Annotated in this window: 16 protein-coding genes; 10 read left to right on the forward strand and 6 right to left on the reverse strand. The window is 63.7% G+C overall.

Going from position 1 to position 15,393, the window contains the following annotated elements; genetic code table 11:
- Window positions 1-225 precede the first annotated feature (225 nt).
- Window positions 226-1,434 carry a tyrosine--tRNA ligase gene (gene tyrS, locus QD280_RS17620; protein WP_279840132.1) on the reverse strand — a complete coding sequence of 403 codons (1,209 nt, stop codon included), beginning with the start codon at window positions 1,432-1,434 and terminating at the stop codon, window positions 226-228.
- A gap of 156 nt (window positions 1,435-1,590) precedes the next feature.
- On the opposite strand from tyrS, the gene QD280_RS17625 reads away from it, so the two are divergent.
- Window positions 1,591-2,739 (forward strand): anhydro-N-acetylmuramic acid kinase, encoded by a 1,149-nt coding sequence (locus QD280_RS17625; protein WP_279840133.1) that lies wholly within the window; start codon window positions 1,591-1,593, stop codon window positions 2,737-2,739.
- Between the two features lie 106 nt (window positions 2,740-2,845).
- Here QD280_RS17625 and QD280_RS17630 read toward each other — a convergent pair whose 3' ends face one another.
- Complete coding sequence (locus tag QD280_RS17630; RefSeq protein ID WP_043333447.1) at window positions 2,846-4,000, reverse strand: PilT/PilU family type 4a pilus ATPase; 1,155 nt, start codon at window positions 3,998-4,000, stop codon at window positions 2,846-2,848.
- A 140-nt stretch (window positions 4,001-4,140) separates the two neighbouring features.
- Window positions 4,141-5,172, reverse strand: coding sequence for a type IV pilus twitching motility protein PilT (locus tag QD280_RS17635; RefSeq protein WP_279840134.1), 1,032 nt, complete (start codon window positions 5,170-5,172; stop codon window positions 4,141-4,143).
- 195 nt (window positions 5,173-5,367) lie between these two features.
- On the opposite strand from QD280_RS17635, the gene QD280_RS17640 reads away from it, so the two are divergent.
- The 6 genes from QD280_RS17640 to QD280_RS17665 all read left to right on the forward strand — a co-directional run bounded on the left by QD280_RS17640 (window position 5,368) and on the right by QD280_RS17665 (window position 10,605).
- Window positions 5,368-6,120, forward strand: coding sequence for a YggS family pyridoxal phosphate-dependent enzyme (locus tag QD280_RS17640; RefSeq protein WP_279840135.1), 753 nt, complete (start codon window positions 5,368-5,370; stop codon window positions 6,118-6,120).
- Window positions 6,121-6,208: 88 nt separating this feature from the next.
- Window positions 6,209-7,051, forward strand: coding sequence for a pyrroline-5-carboxylate reductase (gene proC / locus QD280_RS17645; protein ID WP_043333440.1), 843 nt, complete (start codon window positions 6,209-6,211; stop codon window positions 7,049-7,051).
- 149 nt (window positions 7,052-7,200) lie between these two features.
- Window positions 7,201-7,782 carry a YggT family protein gene (locus QD280_RS17650; protein WP_043333437.1) on the forward strand — a complete coding sequence of 194 codons (582 nt, stop codon included), beginning with the start codon at window positions 7,201-7,203 and terminating at the stop codon, window positions 7,780-7,782.
- A gap of 269 nt (window positions 7,783-8,051) precedes the next feature.
- Window positions 8,052-9,245: a homoserine O-acetyltransferase gene (locus QD280_RS17655; protein WP_153635073.1), complete on the forward strand. Its 1,194-nt coding sequence runs from the start codon at window positions 8,052-8,054 to the stop codon at window positions 9,243-9,245.
- Window positions 9,238-9,852 (forward strand): methionine biosynthesis protein MetW, encoded by a 615-nt coding sequence (gene metW, locus QD280_RS17660; protein WP_213114186.1) that lies wholly within the window; start codon window positions 9,238-9,240, stop codon window positions 9,850-9,852. Before QD280_RS17655 ends, metW begins: the two co-directional genes overlap by 8 nt.
- A gap of 249 nt (window positions 9,853-10,101) precedes the next feature.
- Window positions 10,102-10,605 (forward strand): hotdog domain-containing protein, encoded by a 504-nt coding sequence (locus tag QD280_RS17665; protein WP_279840136.1) that lies wholly within the window; start codon window positions 10,102-10,104, stop codon window positions 10,603-10,605.
- Window positions 10,606-10,733: 128 nt separating this feature from the next.
- Here QD280_RS17665 and QD280_RS17670 read toward each other — a convergent pair whose 3' ends face one another.
- On the reverse strand, window positions 10,734-11,816 hold the full coding sequence (locus QD280_RS17670; RefSeq protein WP_279840137.1) for a ChaN family lipoprotein: 1,083 nt from the start codon (window positions 11,814-11,816) through the stop codon (window positions 10,734-10,736).
- Between the two features lie 146 nt (window positions 11,817-11,962).
- Here QD280_RS17670 and QD280_RS17675 point away from each other — a divergent pair, with 146 nt between their 5' ends.
- Window positions 11,963-12,334, forward strand: a complete 372-nt coding sequence (locus QD280_RS17675; protein WP_279840138.1) for a Rieske (2Fe-2S) protein — start codon at window positions 11,963-11,965, stop codon at window positions 12,332-12,334.
- A 58-nt stretch (window positions 12,335-12,392) separates the two neighbouring features.
- On the opposite strand, the gene sfsA is transcribed toward QD280_RS17675, so the two are convergent.
- On the reverse strand, window positions 12,393-13,235 hold the full coding sequence (gene sfsA / locus QD280_RS17680; protein ID WP_279840140.1) for a DNA/RNA nuclease SfsA: 843 nt from the start codon (window positions 13,233-13,235) through the stop codon (window positions 12,393-12,395).
- Window positions 13,235-14,419 carry an aminotransferase class I/II-fold pyridoxal phosphate-dependent enzyme gene (locus QD280_RS17685; RefSeq protein WP_279840139.1) on the reverse strand — a complete coding sequence of 395 codons (1,185 nt, stop codon included), beginning with the start codon at window positions 14,417-14,419 and terminating at the stop codon, window positions 13,235-13,237. Before QD280_RS17685 ends, sfsA begins: the two co-directional genes overlap by 1 nt.
- Before the next feature lie 275 nt (window positions 14,420-14,694).
- On the opposite strand from QD280_RS17685, the gene dksA reads away from it, so the two are divergent.
- Both dksA and QD280_RS17695 read left to right on the forward strand, forming a co-directional pair.
- On the forward strand, window positions 14,695-15,132 hold the full coding sequence (gene dksA, locus QD280_RS17690) for an RNA polymerase-binding protein DksA (RefSeq protein WP_043333424.1): 438 nt from the start codon (window positions 14,695-14,697) through the stop codon (window positions 15,130-15,132).
- 134 nt (window positions 15,133-15,266) lie between these two features.
- The coding region (locus tag QD280_RS17695) for a glutamate--tRNA ligase family protein (RefSeq protein WP_279840141.1) at window positions 15,267-15,393 on the forward strand (127 nt) is incomplete at its 3' end.

Raw genomic sequence — 15,393 nt, forward strand, 5'->3', positions numbered from 1 at the left:
AATCACCTGCAAACCTCTTTCACCGCTGGTAACGCCATGCGTCCCCGGCAGCGGATGCGTACTTTACGCACGAACCGCCGTGAGGGCAAGGGCTTTCTTGAGAGAATCTCGCCGCAATGATGTCAGGCGCTCACAACGCGTTCGGCCCCACCATGCCTGGTGGGGCCGAACAGGTGGCGACATACGCCAGCGTCTTCTCAATACCTTTCAGTATCCCTCAGTACCTCAGCGCGTCACGGTCACTCGTGCGTAGCGCTTCTTGCCCGCCTGGATGACGATGGCAGTATCGAAAGGTGCCATATAGGAAGGCCCGACCACTTCGCCATCCACTTTCACGCGACCATTCTTGAGCATGTCCTTGGCCTGAGCGCTGTTGTTGGCCAGGCCCGCGCGGTTGATGACCGCCGCGATCGGCGCCACCTCGGCGCCTTCCAGGCTGACGGTGACATCCGGCATGTCCGCCGGCAACTCGCCGTCGGCCAGCTGATTGCCGCTGGAAAGGTGTGCCGTCGCCGCCGCCTCTTCATCGTGGAAGCGTGCCACCAGCTCACGCGCCAGCTCCATCTTGATATCACGCGGGTTGGCACCGTCGTCGATGCTGGCCATCAGCGCCTTCACTTCATCGAGAGGACGCAGCGACAGCAGCTCGAAGTAACGCCACATCAGCGAATCCGGCATGGAGACGATCTTGTTGAACATCTCGCCCGGGCGGTCGTTGATGCCGATGTAGTTGCCCAGCGACTTGGACATCTTCTGCACGCCATCCAGGCCCTCGAGGATCGGCATGGTGATCACGACCTGCGGCTCCTGGCCGCGCTGGCGCTGCAGCTCACGCCCCATCAGCAGATTGAACTTCTGGTCGGTGCCGCCAAGCTCGATGTCCGCTTCCAGTGCCACGGAGTCATACCCTTGGATCAGCGGGTAGAGGAACTCGTGGATGGAGATCGGCTGATTGCCGGTATAGCGCTTGTCGAAATCGTCACGCTCGAGCATGCGCGCGACCGTACTGGAGGCCGCCAGCTCGATCATGTCACCCGCGGAGAGCTTGTTGATCCATTCGGAGTTGAAGGCGATGCGCGTCTTCTCCTCGTCGAGGATCTTGAAAACCTGCTCCTGATACGTCAGGGCGTTGGCCTTCACATCCTCTTCGGTCAGCGGCTTGCGCGTCACGCTCTTGCCGGTGGGGTCGCCGATGCGGCCGGTGAAATCACCGATCAGGAAGATGATCTCGTGACCGAGGTCCTGCAGCTGGCGCAGCTTGTTGATCAGCACCGTATGACCGAGGTGCAGGTCCGGCGCCGTCGGATCAAAGCCGGCCTTGACCTTGAGCTTGCGCCCGGACTCGAGCTTCTTGATCAGCTCTTCCTCGACCAGCACCTCATCGGTACCGCGCTTGATGATCTCCAGCGCTTCCACTACTGACTTGTCGCTCATCCTGCCCTCTCTGACCGTTGCTGCTCCCCTCGTAACGGGGCATGTTGGCCGAGAATGTTAGCATGACGAGCATGGCATGCACCCCCTGCCGCAGAGCGGCGTGCTCACAAGCTTCACCCCCACTGTTGCACGCCCCCAATGATCGGGAGACCCCCAATGGCGCTCTACCTTGGCTTGATGACCGGCACCAGCCTGGACGGACTCGATATCGCCTTGCTCGATATCACCCCCTCCTCGCCAGACCACGAACGGATTCGCTTCATTGATGGGCTCGACCTGCCGCTGCCCGAGACACTGCGGACTCGTCTCTGGCAGCTGATGCATTGCGATGAGGCATGCTTCGCCGATCTCGCCGCCGCCGAGCAGGCGTTGGCCGAACTGGCCGCCAGCGCAGTGACGCGCTTGCTGACCCGCCAGCAGCTGAGTGCAGATGATGTCGCAGCCATCGGCAGCCATGGCCAGACCATCGAGCATCGCCCCTACGGTTTCAGCGACCGGCCATGCCACACGCCCTACACCCTGCAGCTCGATAACCCCAGCCTGCTGGCCGAGCTGTGCGGCATTCCCGTCGTCGCTGACTTCCGGCGCCGTGATCTGGCCGCCGGCGGTCAGGCGGCCCCGCTGGCGCCCGCCTTCCACGCTGCCCTTTTCAGTCAGCCAGACCAATGGCATGGGCTGCTCAACCTGGGCGGCATCGCCAATCTGACGCTACTTCCCCCTCAGGACTCCACGGCTGACGTCATCGGCTTCGATACCGGCCCCGCCAACTGCCTGCTGGATGCCTGGCATGCCCGTCATCGTGGCACCGCGGTGGATCAGGACGGCCAATGGGCCGCCAGCGGCAAGGTGATCCCTGACTTGCTCGAGAGATTGCTGTCGGCCGATTACTTCCGCCGACCACTTCCCAAGAGCACTGGCCGAGAAGACTTCCATCTCGACTGGTTGGCACAGCACCTGAACGGCGACGAGGCACCGGCCGACGTGCAGGCCACGCTCTTGAGCCTGACCGTCGAGAGCATCGTGCAGGCACTGGAGCAGACCGGCGTGTCACTGGCTGCGCTGACACCCTGTGGTGGCGGGGCACGCAATGGCGCCCTGCTCACTCAGCTGGAGCAGCGCCTGGCGCAAGGCGAGCAAGCGACGCCTCTCGTGTCCTGCGCTGACATGGGCTGGAACGCAGACCTGCTCGAAGCCAGCGCCTTTGCCTGGCTCGCGGCGCGCAGAGTACTGGAGCGCCCCGGCAACCTGCCCAGCGTTACCGGCGCGAGCGGCCCGAGAGTGCTGGGCGGCCTCTACGCTCGCTGATCCTCAGCGGATACGAAAAAGCCGCCCTCTTCCTCACAAGAAGGGCGGCTCTTGATTGGCTGATCTCTACGCCAACATCACCGACAGCTGACATCACCGACACGCCTCAGTCGTCATCCCCTTGCAGCGAGAAGCGACTGGCGGCATTCAGGACATCCAGCTGGGCTTCCTGGGCGCTGTCGGAATCACCGAACTTGATCATCAGGCGCAGGTCATTGGCCGAATCAGCATGCGCCAAAGCCACTTCCTCGGTGATCAAGCCCTGCTGATGCAAGGCGTACAGCGATTGATCGAAGGTCATCATGCCCTGCTGCTGCGAGCGTTTCATGACGTCCTTGATCTCGACCACCGCGCCCTTGCGGATCAGGTCGACGATCAGCGGCGAACGCAGCATCACCTCAATGGCCGGCACGCGCTGGGTGGTGTTGCCACTCTTGTGAGGCAACAGCTGCTGGGCAACGATCCCCTTGAGGTTCAGCGACAGATCCATCCACACCTGCTCATGACGCTCCTCCGGGAAAAAATGGATGATGCGGTCCAGCGCCTGGTTGGCATTGTTGGCATGCAACGTCGCAAGACACAGGTGACCGGTCTCGGCGAAGGTCAGCGCGTGCTCCATGGTCTCACGCGAGCGGATCTCGCCGATCATGATCACGTCCGGCGCCTGACGCAGCGTATTGCGCAGCGCCACCTCGAAGGACTCGGTATCGATCCCCACTTCACGCTGCGTCACGATGGAGCGCTGGTGAGGGTGGATATACTCGATCGGGTCTTCGATGCAGATGATGTGCCCGCTCGAGGTCTGGTTGCGGTGCTGGATCATCGCCGCCAGCGAGGTCGACTTGCCGGCGCCGGTGCCGCCGACGAAGATCACCAGACCACGCTTGGTCTCGGAAAGCCCCTTGATGATCTCCGGCAGCCGCAACTCTTCCAGGCTGGGAATCGACAGCTGGATGCGGCGAATCACCATGCCCATCTGACTACGCTGGTAGAAGGCGCTGATCCTGAAACGCCCGACTCCCGGCAAGCTATGCGCGAAGTTGGCCTCGCGCTCTTCCTCGAAGCGCTCGCGCTGCATGTCGCTCATCGGTGCGAGCACCAGCTCTCTCACCTGATCGACACTCAGCTTCTTGTCCCCTAGCGCCACCATGCGGCCATTGACCTTCATCTGCGGCGGTGTACCGGTGGAGATGAACAGGTCCGAGCTGCCCTTGCTGACCATCAACTGCAGAAGTTCATGCAGCCATTCATGAGGAGTCATGAGTTGTATCCCGATATGCGCCTTGAGAGTCGCGCCCAAGGCATCGCGCTGAAATGCCGTCCCATGAACCTGAAAAGTTGACGTGTTCCGGCCCCTGCCCCACCTATCTGCAGCTTGATTATCGCCACCCCCGGGCGAACTCAGTTCAACGAGCCCTTGGCTTTCGCCTGGGCATCTTCATTGGTCACCAGACCTTCCGCCAACAGACGCGTCAGCGCTGAATCCAGAGTCTGCATGCCCAGGGCGCCACCGGTCTGGATGGAGGAATACATCTGCGCCACCTTGTCCTCGCGGATCAGGTTACGGATGGCAGGCGTCGCGATCATGATCTCGTGAGCCGCCACCCGGCCACCACCAATCTTCTTGAGCAGTGTCTGGGCGATGACGCCCTGCAGGGACTCGGATAGCATCGAGCGCACCATCGACTTCTCTTCGCCGGGGAAGACGTCGATGATACGGTCGACGGTCTTGGTCGCGGAGGTGGTGTGCAGGGTGCCGAACACCAGGTGGCCCGTCTCGGCCGCGGTCAGTGCCAGGCGGATGGTCTCGAGATCTCGCAGCTCGCCGACCAGAATGACATCCGGGTCTTCACGCAGCGCCGAACGCAGTGCGGGCGCGAAGCCGTGGGTATCACGGTGCACTTCACGCTGGTTGACCAGACATCGCTTGGACTGGTGCACGAATTCCACCGGGTCCTCGATGGTGAGGATGTGGTCGTACTTGTTCTCGTTGATGTAATCGACCATCGCCGCCAGCGTGGTGGATTTACCAGAGCCGGTCGGCCCGGTGACAAGAATCAGGCCGCGCGGCAGCATGCACATCTTGCGGAAGGCTTCACCGAGCCCCAGATCCTCCATCGTCAGCACTTCCGAGGGGATGGTACGGAAGACGGCCCCCGCGCCACGCCCCTGATGGAAGGCGTTGACACGAAAGCGCGAGACACCCGGCACCTCGAAGGAGAAATCGGTCTCGAGGAATTCCTCGAAGTCACGCCGCTGCTTGTCGTTCATGATCTCGTAGATCAGCGCGCGCACCTGCTTGTCATCCATTGACGGCACATTGATGCGCCGCACATCACCGTCGACACGAATCATCGGTGGCAAACCAGCGGACAGGTGAAGATCCGACGCGTTCTGTTTTGCCGAAAAAGCCAGCAGTTCGGTAATATCCATGCAGTTCCCTCGCGAAGACCGAAGCTCTTGTACCAACGAGTCTTGTGTACTCTGGTGAAAGTGTGAAGTGGCTCTTCAGTAGATAGTGCGATGGGCACCATGTCACCAGGCCTGTCACGCTCATGCTATTGATGACACGCCTGATACCGTGCCAGCCATCGCCAGGTTGTTCCGCAAATTCTGGAGCCGAGCCGCATGACCGCAGTCCCCGACGACGAAGCTTGTGTTACCCAGTGTATCCTAGAGGCCCGCGCGCGGCTGGAAAAGGCATTGCAGACAAGTAAACGCAACGCTGATTCGGCGCAAGTGCTGGCCGTCAGCAAGACCAAACCCGCCACGCTGGTGCGCGCAGCCTGGCAATCCGGCCAGCGGGCCTTCGGCGAGAACTATCTGCAGGAAGCGCTGGACAAGCAGCAGGCGCTGTCGGACCTCACCGATATCGAATGGCATTTCATCGGCCCCATCCAGTCCAACAAGACGCGCGCCATTGCCGAGCACTTCGCCTGGGTGCATACCGTGGAACGCGAGAAGATCGCACGCCGCCTGAGTGAGCAGCGCCCCGATGAGCTTGGCGCACTCGATGTCTGCCTGCAGGTCAACATCTCCGGCGAAACCTCCAAGGCTGGCGTGGCACCGCAGGAACTGCTGACGCTGGCCGAGACGGTGATCGCGCTGCCCGGACTGCGTCTGCGCGGCCTGATGGCGATTCCGGCCCCCTGCGCCGCCGATGCCAGTGAGACCGAGCGCCGTGCGCCCTTCCGCCAGCTGCGCGAGCTGCTGGAGCAACTGCAGACGCGCTTCCCTGCCGCCAGCTACCCGCAGGCCCGGCTCGATACGCTCTCGATGGGCATGAGCGCGGATCTTGAGGCCGCCGTCGCCGAAGGTGCGACACTGGTACGCCTCGGCACTGCCATCTTCGGCGCACGTGACTATTCCCACGTCCACTGAATCCAACGCTCGCTGATGCAAGCCCAACGCTCACGCAAGGCTCTCGAGCTTGCCGCCAGCCCTCCCACTGAATGATCAGGAGCACCGCATGACGCACCAGAGCACCGCTACACCGCGCACCATCGCCTTCATTGGCGCCGGCAACATGGCCAGTGCCATCTTCGGCGGCATGGTCGATGCCGGCTATCCCGCGGACCGCATCATCGCCACGGCCCGCTCGCGCGAGACACTCGATGCCCTCGAGCAGCGCTACGGCGTGAGCACGACCCAGGACAACGCCTACGCCGTCTCGCAAGCCGATGTGGTGGTGCTGGGCGTCAAGCCGCAGATGATGCATGACGTCTGCCAGGCGCTGACCCCTGCGGTGCAGAACCGCAAGCCGCTGATCGTCTCGGTCGCGGCCGGCATCACCTGCGACAGCCTCGAGCGCTGGCTGGGCGGCGACCTCGCCATCATCCGCTGCATGCCCAACACGCCGTCACTGGTCGGTGTCGGTGCCAGCGGCCTCTATGCCACCGCCCAGGTGACGGAGGAGCAACGCGGCTTGATGGATGAGATGCTGACTGCGGTCGGTATCGTCGAGTGGGTCGAGGAAGAAGGTCTGCTGGAAGCCGTCACCGGCATTTCCGGTTCCGGCCCGGCCTACTTCTTCCTGTTCATCGAGTCACTCGAAGCGGCAGGTATCGAGCTGGGACTGAACGCCGAGACCGCGCGCCGCCTGGCGATCCAGACCGCCCGCGGTGCCGCCGAGATGGCCTTCTCCAGCGAGCATGAGCCTGCCGAGCTGCGTCGCCGCGTGTGCTCGCCGAATGGCACCACGGAGCGCGCCATCAACAGCTTCGAGGAGGATGGCCTGCGCGATATCGTCGAGCGCGCCGCCAAGGCCTCCAGCGTGCGCGCCGCCGAGCTTGCCCGCGAGCTGGATCGCTGACAGCCTCTGCTCCACTGACAACTCCTGCAGGCCGCTGGCAGCCCGGGTCACAACAGGCCATCATGCGCTGTTCATCTGTTGTTGGCATGCTAGCGGCATGACGCGTGCACTATCGCGCGCCCACTTCTCACCGTCTTAAGGAAAGCCCCATGGGTGCTATGGGTAATATCGGACTTCAGCTGGTCACCATCCTGCTGCAACTGTTTGTCTACATCCTGATGCTGCGCTTCCTGCTGCAGCTGTCCCGCGCGGACTTCTACAACCCGGTCACCCAGTCAGTGGTCAAGGCGACCAACCCGCTGGTAGCCCCGTTGCAGGGCATCCTGCGCCCGCTGGGACGCTTCGACATCGCCACCCTGGCCGCGGCCTTCATCGTCGTCAGCCTGGTGCTGGTCGCGATCGGCGCCCTGTTCGGTGGCGGCATGCTGCCGGTCGGCTTCATCGCGCTGACGGCACTGGGCACCATTCTCGACAGCATCATCAACATCTACTTCTTCGCCCTGATCGCGATGATCATCCTGTCGTGGGTCGCACCGCAGGCCAACCACCCGGGCGCCATCCTGGTCCACCAGCTGGTCGATCCGATCATGAAGCCGGTGCGCAAGGTGATTCCGTCGATCGGCATGCTCGATCTGTCCCCGATCTTCGTGTTCATCGCGCTCAATCTGGTCGGCAGCCTGATCAACCAGACCCTGCCGTCACTGGGCATGCTGCGCAGCGCCTTCAGTTAAGCCGGCGCTCCGCCAGCAAGGTTGGCTTGCACGCGCCCAAGGCGCGTGCCGACGAGATCAGCGCCCGCCATGGACTCCCGTGGCGGGCGCTCTTGCATCGCGTGTCACTGGATCACGCGTGCGCACGCTGTGCTAGAGTGAGCCCTCGGCCGAAGCCAGAACCACGGTGCACGAGACGCCCACAAGGCGCATCACCGCGGCTTCGCGCCCCGGACACGGGCCTTGCCCCGAACACTCTGCTGGACATGATGCTGGAAACCTTCACCACGATGCCTGATTCCCTGCCCCCGGATTCGGTCGGTCTCGTCACGCCCCAGACTGCCCACTTCAATACCCCGCTGGAGCTGGCCTGCGGCAGACGCCTCGAGCAGTACTCGCTGGTCTACGAGACCTACGGCGAGCTGAACGCGGACGCCAGCAACGCCATCCTGATCTGTCATGCCCTCACCGGCCACCATCATGCGGCTGGCTATCACGCCATGAGCGACCGCAAGCCTGGCTGGTGGGACGACTACATCGGCCCCGGCAAGCCCATTGATACCTCGCGCTTCTTCGTCATCGCGCTGAACAACATCGGCGGCTGCCACGGCAGCACCGGCCCGACCTCGATCAACCCGGAGACGGGCGAGCAATGGGGGCCTGACTTCCCATTGGTGACCGTGCCGGACTGGGTCGAGAGCCAGAAGCGCCTCGCCGAGTCTCTCGGCATTACCCGCTTCGCGGCGGTGGTCGGTGGCTCGCTGGGTGGCATGCAGGCGCTGCAGTGGGTGATGGACCACCCTGATCGCGTCGGTCATGTCGCCATCATCGCCTGCACGCCGAAACTCTCGGCGCAGAACATCGCCTTCAATGAAGTCGCGCGTCAGGCGATTCGCTCTGACCCGGAATTCCATGACGGCTGGTACTCGCGTGTCGATGCCGTGCCCAAGCGCGGCCTCAAGCTGGCGCGCATGGTCGGTCACATCACCTATCTTTCCGAGCACTCGATGGGCACCAAGTTCGGGCGCGACCTGCGTCAGGACCGCCTCAACTTCGGTTACGACGTCGACTTCCAGGTCGAGAGCTATCTGCGCCACCAGGGCGACACCTTCTCCACCGCCTTCGATGCCAATACCTACCTGCTGATGACCAAGGCGCTCGACTACTTCGATCCTGCCGCCACGGCAGGCGATGACCTGTCCGCGGCCATGGCGCCGATCAGCTGCCCGGTACTGGTAGTCAGCTTCACCACCGACTGGCGCTTCGCGCCGTCACGCTCTCGCGAGCTGGTCAATGCCATGATCCATGCCGGCAAGTCGGTCAGCTACGCCAACATCGACTCGCCGCACGGCCATGATGCCTTCCTGCTGCCGGGCGAACGCTACGAGACGGTGCTGGGCAACTTCCTGACTCGCGCTTACGACCACGCCTGTGGCGCGCAAGCCACGCAAAAGCCGAGCACCAAGGAGACCAGCCATGCGTAACGACCTCGCCCAGATTCATGACTGGATTCCCGAAGGCGCGCGCGTGCTGGACCTCGCCTGCGGTGACGGCACCCTGCTGGCCTCCCTCAAGGAGACCAAGCAGGTCTTCGGCTATGGCCTGGAGATCGACCCCGACAACATCAGTGCCTGTATCGCCCGTGGCGTGAACGTCATCGAGCAGAATGTCGATGATGGCCTGGCCAACTTCGCCGACGACACCTTCGATCGCGTGGTGATGTCCCAGGCATTGCAGGTACTGCGTCGCCCGGACCGTGCGCTGGAAGAGATGATGCGTGTCTCGCGTGAGGCCATCATCACCTTCCCCAACTTCGCCTACTGGCGCCACCGCCTGCACTTGGGCATGAAGGGCCGCATGCCGGTCTCCAAATCGCTGCCTCACGCCTGGTACGACACGCCGAACATCCACCTGTCGACCTTCGCGGACTTCGAGCGCCTGTGTCGCGCCCAGGGCCTCAAGATCATCGACCGCGCGGTCGGCAATGGCGATCACGAGCCACACCCGGCGGCGACCTGGTGGCCGAACCTGTTCGGGGAAGTGGCCATCTTCCGCGTCTGCCGCGACAACTGCCCGCCCGACCAGCGCTGAGTTCAGGCACCCTACAGCAGTCGCCACAGACCAAGCGCCAGGCACCGCAAGAAAACGGCCGACAGGACACTCCTGTCGGCCGTTTCGCGTCATGACGCCAGCAATTCTTCCGCGCCGCGATAGCGCTGCGCTATCCGGGCCATGCACAGACAGTCGCAACTAAAGTCTATATACTTTCGAGGTAAACGCAGCTGAGGATCACGGCTCGCACTTCCGGTGAGGTGCGCCGGCATCCCGAGGAGAGAGTGCATGAACTTCCATACCCGCAAGTGGGTCAAGCCTGAAGATCTCAACCCCAACGGCACCCTGTTCGGTGGACGCCTGCTGGCCTGGATCGATGAAGAAGCGGCCATCTACGCCATCGTCCAGCTGGGCACCTCGCGCGTGGTCACCAAGTTCATGTCGGAGATCAACTTCGTCTCCAGCGCGCGCCAGGGCGACATCATCGAACTGGGCATCACCGCCAGCGCCTTCGGTCGCACCTCAATCTCGCTGTGCGTCGAGATCCGCAACAAGATCACCCGCGAGCGCATCCTGACCATCGACCGCATCGTGCTGGTCAGCGTCGATGCCGACTTCAAGCCGGTGCCCCACGGCCGCACGCGCATCACCTATATCGAAGACCGCTTCCGTGAGCAGGCCGGCAGCAACGATAGCCATAACGACGGCCACAATGACAGTCGCAAAGACGAAACGCCGCAGAAGGCACCGCGTCGTCGTGCCGATAGCGCCTCGGATCTCAAGAACGCCTGATCGCGTCACTGTTCAGGTCGCGCCACGCAGGTCGCACCAACGAAAAAGGCACCTCCGAGAGGTGCCTTTTTTCATGCCGGCAATTCAGCCCGCTGTTGTGTTGCTGACGCCCAGAACCTGACTGGCCGCTAGCTGACGGTCGTCTGCACCGTCTCACGCAGGCCTTCACAGGCATCCGCGACTGGCGCCGTCGCCGGCGTGAACCACACCAGATCATAGGCCGGCGCCGCACCGGCGCTCTCCGGCAGATAATCGGTGAGATGCGTCAGCGGTTGGCCCGCGTCATCCCAGGCCACCGGCATCAGCGCCACCGACAGCGTGCTGCCGTCCAGCCAGCGCGGCACGCCGATATCGCGACGGGCATGACCGGAGCCACACACCAGCAGGCTGGTGGCACCATCGGCCACCAGGCCCTCCAGGCGTTCCGCCATCTGCTGATCCCGCGCCAGCTGCGCACGCAGCATCGCATCCAGGCGCTCTGCGCCCAGCAGGCCGCAATGGCCTTCATCCAGTGCCTCACGCTGCAGGCGCAGTACCGCTTCCGGCAGCGCCAGCGGCGACTGTCCCGGTGCCATGCTGGCCTCCAGCTGTGCCGCCGACAGGCTGGCAGAGGCGAGCGGCGCCCCGCTGTCCAGCGCTCCGCGCAGCAGGGGAGCGTAATCGGTGAAGGGCCAGCGCGCATTCCAGGCCAGCAACTGCTGAAGCTCGTCATCCGGCAATCCGGCGACCGCAAGCGACGTGCGGTTGGCCAGCGACAAGGCGGCATCTTGGGTCGTATCCAGCATCTCCAGCGCCACACCACCCAGCTGACGCCGCGCGACCAGCGCATCGATCAACCAGCGTTCCAGCTGGTGATGGTCCGGATTGTCGTGATGCTCGCCCAGCAGCACCATCGAGTGCGCCTGACTCCAATCGACCAGCGCCGCTGGCGACAGACGACGATTGCCCTCCGCGACCAGAATGCTGCCCAGCAACGGGTGGGATGCCTTGGGGTCATGCCAGGCCGGCAGCGGTGGCAACGGCCCGTTGGCCGGCTGAGCGGCCTGCGCGAGCGGGCTAGCCAGTGCCGTGCCCAGCACGGAAAGCCCGCCCGCCGAGGCGACCATGCCGGCCAGCAACTGGCGACGGCTCACCCCGGCCGTGCGCTCAGGCGTCTCGGATTCGTTGCTGGAGCGGAAGCTGGAAGTGATCGAGCGGCGAAATAGCGACATGAAGATGACCCGGCATGGAAGGAAGCGGCAAGACACGGTAAAAGACCACAAGAGAACGTGCCAACGCTGCCATGATACCCGATGCGAGCCCCCTCATGTCCGAAAGGCCACCAACACTACCCCAAGGGCCCTCATCCAGACTGTGCTTGAGACTGCCGCTGCCATCACTGCCCATCGGCCGCAGCATGGCACTGACACTCGATGATGGCCGCCCGGCCCTGCTGGTGATGCAGCCCGATGGCCCGCGCGCCTTCCTCGACCGCTGCCCGCACCAGGGCAGTCGAATGCTGACCGAGGACGAGACTGGCGATCCCTACATGGACGCGACCGGCGGCTTGATCCTCTGCCACCGCCATCAGGCCTGTTTCGAACCGCATCACGGCACCTGCATCAGCGGACCCTGCGTCGGCCAACGCTTGACCGTGCTGGACGTTGAGCTGGTACACAACGACGCTTCACCAGCACAGCTGCTGCTATGGGAGGCCGCAGGCAGCGGTGGAGAAATGAGGGAGAAATGATAGAGAGATTATGGAGAGAGACGAGCGCTGACTGACAGGCTGAGCGCCAGCGACCTGATCAGCCAGCAAAGCGCGCGTCATGCAGTGACAGCGCGCGCGTCAGGCCCAGTCTTGCTCGCCACAGTGGCTGACCCGCATCTGAAAGGTACTCCTCGAGCGTGATCTGCATGCCCAGCGCCAGCACCTCGACACCGGCGGCCTGCGCCTGGACAAAGGCCTGCGCATAGGCCGGGTCGAGATGCGCCGCCGGTGCGACATCCTCGATCCCGTCATGGGCGACGCAGAACACCAGCACGCAGCGGTGGCCTGCTGCGACCAGCGCCGCGAGGCTGGCCAGATGACGCTGTGCACGCGTACTCACCGAGTCCGGGAAATAGCCGTGACCGTCGGATTCACGCAGCGTCAGTTGCTTGACCTCCAGATAGATCGAGGCCGCGCCCTCCTCCTTCGGCCACATCTGGAAATCGAGCCGTGAGCGCTCCGGCGTGTCATTGCCCGGCAGCAGGACCTCGACACGCGACTCGCGCTTGAGGCGCGCAAAGTCGGCAAACCCCATGTCGTGCAGCACGCTGACGCTTGCCTGCTGCAGCGCCGCCTCGACATGGGCATTGGCACGTCCGGTATGCACCGCCACCAAGGCCTCACGCCGGCCGTCAGCGCCGGGAGGGTCCAGGGGCAGGCGAATCAGCTCCCAGGTCCAGGCGAGCTTGCGCTTGGGGTTGTCGGACGGCGATAGCCATACCTCACAGCCTTCGACGCACACCGCGCGCATCGAGCCGGTATTCGGGCAATGCGCCGTCACCACTTCACCGGCCCGCTCACCCTCGAGCAGCTCCACCTCGGCGAAGAAGCGCTTGTAGCGACGGATCAGACGACCACGATACAGCCCCTCAAGCTCCATCAAGCCGACACTCCCGCCTGAGTGGCACGCCGCTCAAGGAAGCGCTCCATGCGGGCCAGGGCCTCGCGCAGACGCGCCTCATCGGCGGTGAAGGCGATACGCACATGGCGACGCCCTTCAGCCAGCGCGAAGTCCGTGCCCGGCGTGATGGCGACATTCTCTTCTTCCAGCAGTGCGCGGCAGAAGGCCTCGCTGTCATCACTCAGATGCGAGATATCTAGCCAGACGTAGAAGGCGCCCTGCGGCGGCACCGACGGCGCCAGCCCCAGGCGTTCGAGCCCGGCCAGCAGCACGCCACGGCGGGCTTCGAGCACCTGCCGACGACGCTCGAGCTCTGCTTCGCATTCCGGCGTGAAGGCCGCCAGCGCCGCATGCTGGGCAGGCGTCGACGCAGCCAGGAAGACATTCTGCGCCAGGCGTGACAATGGCTCGACCGCCGCTTCAGGCGCCACCAGCCAGCCCAGCCGCCAGCCCGTCATGCCGAAGTATTTCGAGAAGCTGTTGATGACGAAGGCATCGGGGCACTCCGCCAGTGCGGTGTGCGCAGGCATGCCATAGGTCAGCCCCTGATAGATCTCATCCACCAGCAGGTGCGCATCACGCGTCTGGCACAGCTCGCCCAGCGCCTTCAATTCCTCGGGCGACAGCACGTGTCCGGTGGGATTGGAGGGCGATGCCACCATCACGGCCCGCGTGTTCTCGCGCCAGAAATCATCGGCAAGTTCGGCGGTCAGCTGCCAGCCACTCTCGGCATTGACGGGCACCACATCCAGTTGGGCATCCACCAGGCCCATGAAGTGGCGATTGCAGGGGTAGGTCGGGTCGGCCATCAACACGCTGTCGCCACGTTCGGCGCACAGCAATGTGGCCAGCAGCAAGGCACCGGAGGCACCGGGCGTGATGATGATACGGGAGGGAGAGACCGTGACGCCGTGACGGCGCTGATAGTCTGCCGCGATGGCCTCGCGCAGGGCCGGCAGGCCGCAGGCGGGGGTGTAGCGCGTCTGACCGGCCGCCAGCGCCGCCTGCCCGGCGGCGATCACCGGCGCGGGGGTCGGGAAGTCGGGCTCACCCACTTCCAGATGAATGACATCATGGCCCGCGGCCTCGCGCGCCTGGGCGGCTTCCAGCAGCGTCATCACGCGAAAGGCAGCGACGGATTCAAGACGGCGGGCAAACGGCATGACAACACTCCTCAGGATGGGAGCTTCATTCTAGGCGCCTGCCAAGGCCCATTCCCAGCCCCTTCGTGCAGGAAAATCGGTGTTTTCCGGTACATGCCGGACCACTGCTCGCTACAAACTATCGTCGGAGATCGGTTGCAAACTTGTCATTTTTACGCTAAATAAGCTGATCTTCTCGCGAGGGCAGCAGTCAGGACAGCCCCCTCGCCGTGGCCAAGGAGGCAGTGCAACAGACTGTCGACGGCCCAAGTCACCTTGCGGAATGAGGCGGTCCCATGCCCTTAGCTGAAACCAAGCCGGAAGCGCTTAAGAAATTCACCCCGTATGAGCCGGCAGCGGGTGAAGAGTACATGAACGAGAAGCAGCTAGCGCACTTCCGTCAGATCCTGCTGGACTGGAAACAGGAGCTGATGGAAGAGGTCGATCGCACCGTGCGTCACTTGCAGGAAGATGCCAACAACTACGCGGACCCTGCAGACCGTGCCACTCAGGAAGAAGGCTTCAGCCTCGAACTGAGAACACGTGATCGCGAGCGCAAGCTGTTGAAGAAGATCAACGAGACCATCGAGAACATCGATGAAGACGACTACGGCTTCTGCGAAGCCTGCGGCGTCGAGATCGGCATTCGTCGTCTGGAAGCACGTCCGACCGCTACCCAGTGTGTCGACTGCAAGACGCTGGCCGAGTTGAAGGAAAAGCAGCTGGGCCGCTAAGCCCTGCTGTCGATGAAGCGACGTCAGGCCGTCGCCCTCATCCCCCATACGGGCACCCTCCTCGGAGCGGTGCCCGTATGCGTTCAGGCCCTGCTGCCTGCGAATTCCCCACCACGAAGGATGACGGAGCCCACATGCCTACCGCCTACCGTGGCCGCTTTGCCCCTACCCCTTCCGGCCCGCTGCATGCGGGCTCGCTGCTGGCCGCCGTCGCCAGCTATCTCGATGCCCGCCATCATGGCGGTGAGTGGCTGGTGCGTA

Origin of the sequence: Cobetia sp. 1AS1 (assembly GCF_029846435.1) — a bacterium.
In the GTDB taxonomy this organism is placed as follows: Bacteria; Pseudomonadota; Gammaproteobacteria; order Pseudomonadales; family Halomonadaceae; genus Cobetia; species Cobetia amphilecti.

Bases quoted from the DNA above. Each gene is read 5' to 3' on its own strand.
- tyrS (WP_279840132.1), bottom strand. From the start codon at position 1,434: ATGAGCGACAAGTCAGTAGTGGAAGCGCTGGAGATCATCAAGCGCGGT.
- QD280_RS17625 (WP_279840133.1), top strand. From the start codon at position 1,591: ATGGCGCTCTACCTTGGCTTGATGACCGGCACCAGCCTGGACGGACTC.
- QD280_RS17630 (WP_043333447.1), bottom strand. From the start codon at position 4,000: ATGACTCCTCATGAATGGCTGCATGAACTTCTGCAGTTGATGGTCAGC.
- QD280_RS17635 (WP_279840134.1), bottom strand. From the start codon at position 5,172: ATGGATATTACCGAACTGCTGGCTTTTTCGGCAAAACAGAACGCGTCG.
- QD280_RS17640 (WP_279840135.1), top strand. From the start codon at position 5,368: ATGACCGCAGTCCCCGACGACGAAGCTTGTGTTACCCAGTGTATCCTA.
- proC (WP_043333440.1), top strand. From the start codon at position 6,209: ATGACGCACCAGAGCACCGCTACACCGCGCACCATCGCCTTCATTGGC.
- QD280_RS17650 (WP_043333437.1), top strand. From the start codon at position 7,201: ATGGGTGCTATGGGTAATATCGGACTTCAGCTGGTCACCATCCTGCTG.
- QD280_RS17655 (WP_153635073.1), top strand. From the start codon at position 8,052: ATGCCTGATTCCCTGCCCCCGGATTCGGTCGGTCTCGTCACGCCCCAG.
- metW (WP_213114186.1), top strand. From the start codon at position 9,238: ATGCGTAACGACCTCGCCCAGATTCATGACTGGATTCCCGAAGGCGCG.
- QD280_RS17665 (WP_279840136.1), top strand. From the start codon at position 10,102: ATGAACTTCCATACCCGCAAGTGGGTCAAGCCTGAAGATCTCAACCCC.
- QD280_RS17670 (WP_279840137.1), bottom strand. From the start codon at position 11,816: ATGTCGCTATTTCGCCGCTCGATCACTTCCAGCTTCCGCTCCAGCAAC.
- sfsA (WP_279840140.1), bottom strand. From the start codon at position 13,235: ATGGAGCTTGAGGGGCTGTATCGTGGTCGTCTGATCCGTCGCTACAAG.
- QD280_RS17685 (WP_279840139.1), bottom strand. From the start codon at position 14,419: ATGCCGTTTGCCCGCCGTCTTGAATCCGTCGCTGCCTTTCGCGTGATG.
- dksA (WP_043333424.1), top strand. From the start codon at position 14,695: ATGCCCTTAGCTGAAACCAAGCCGGAAGCGCTTAAGAAATTCACCCCG.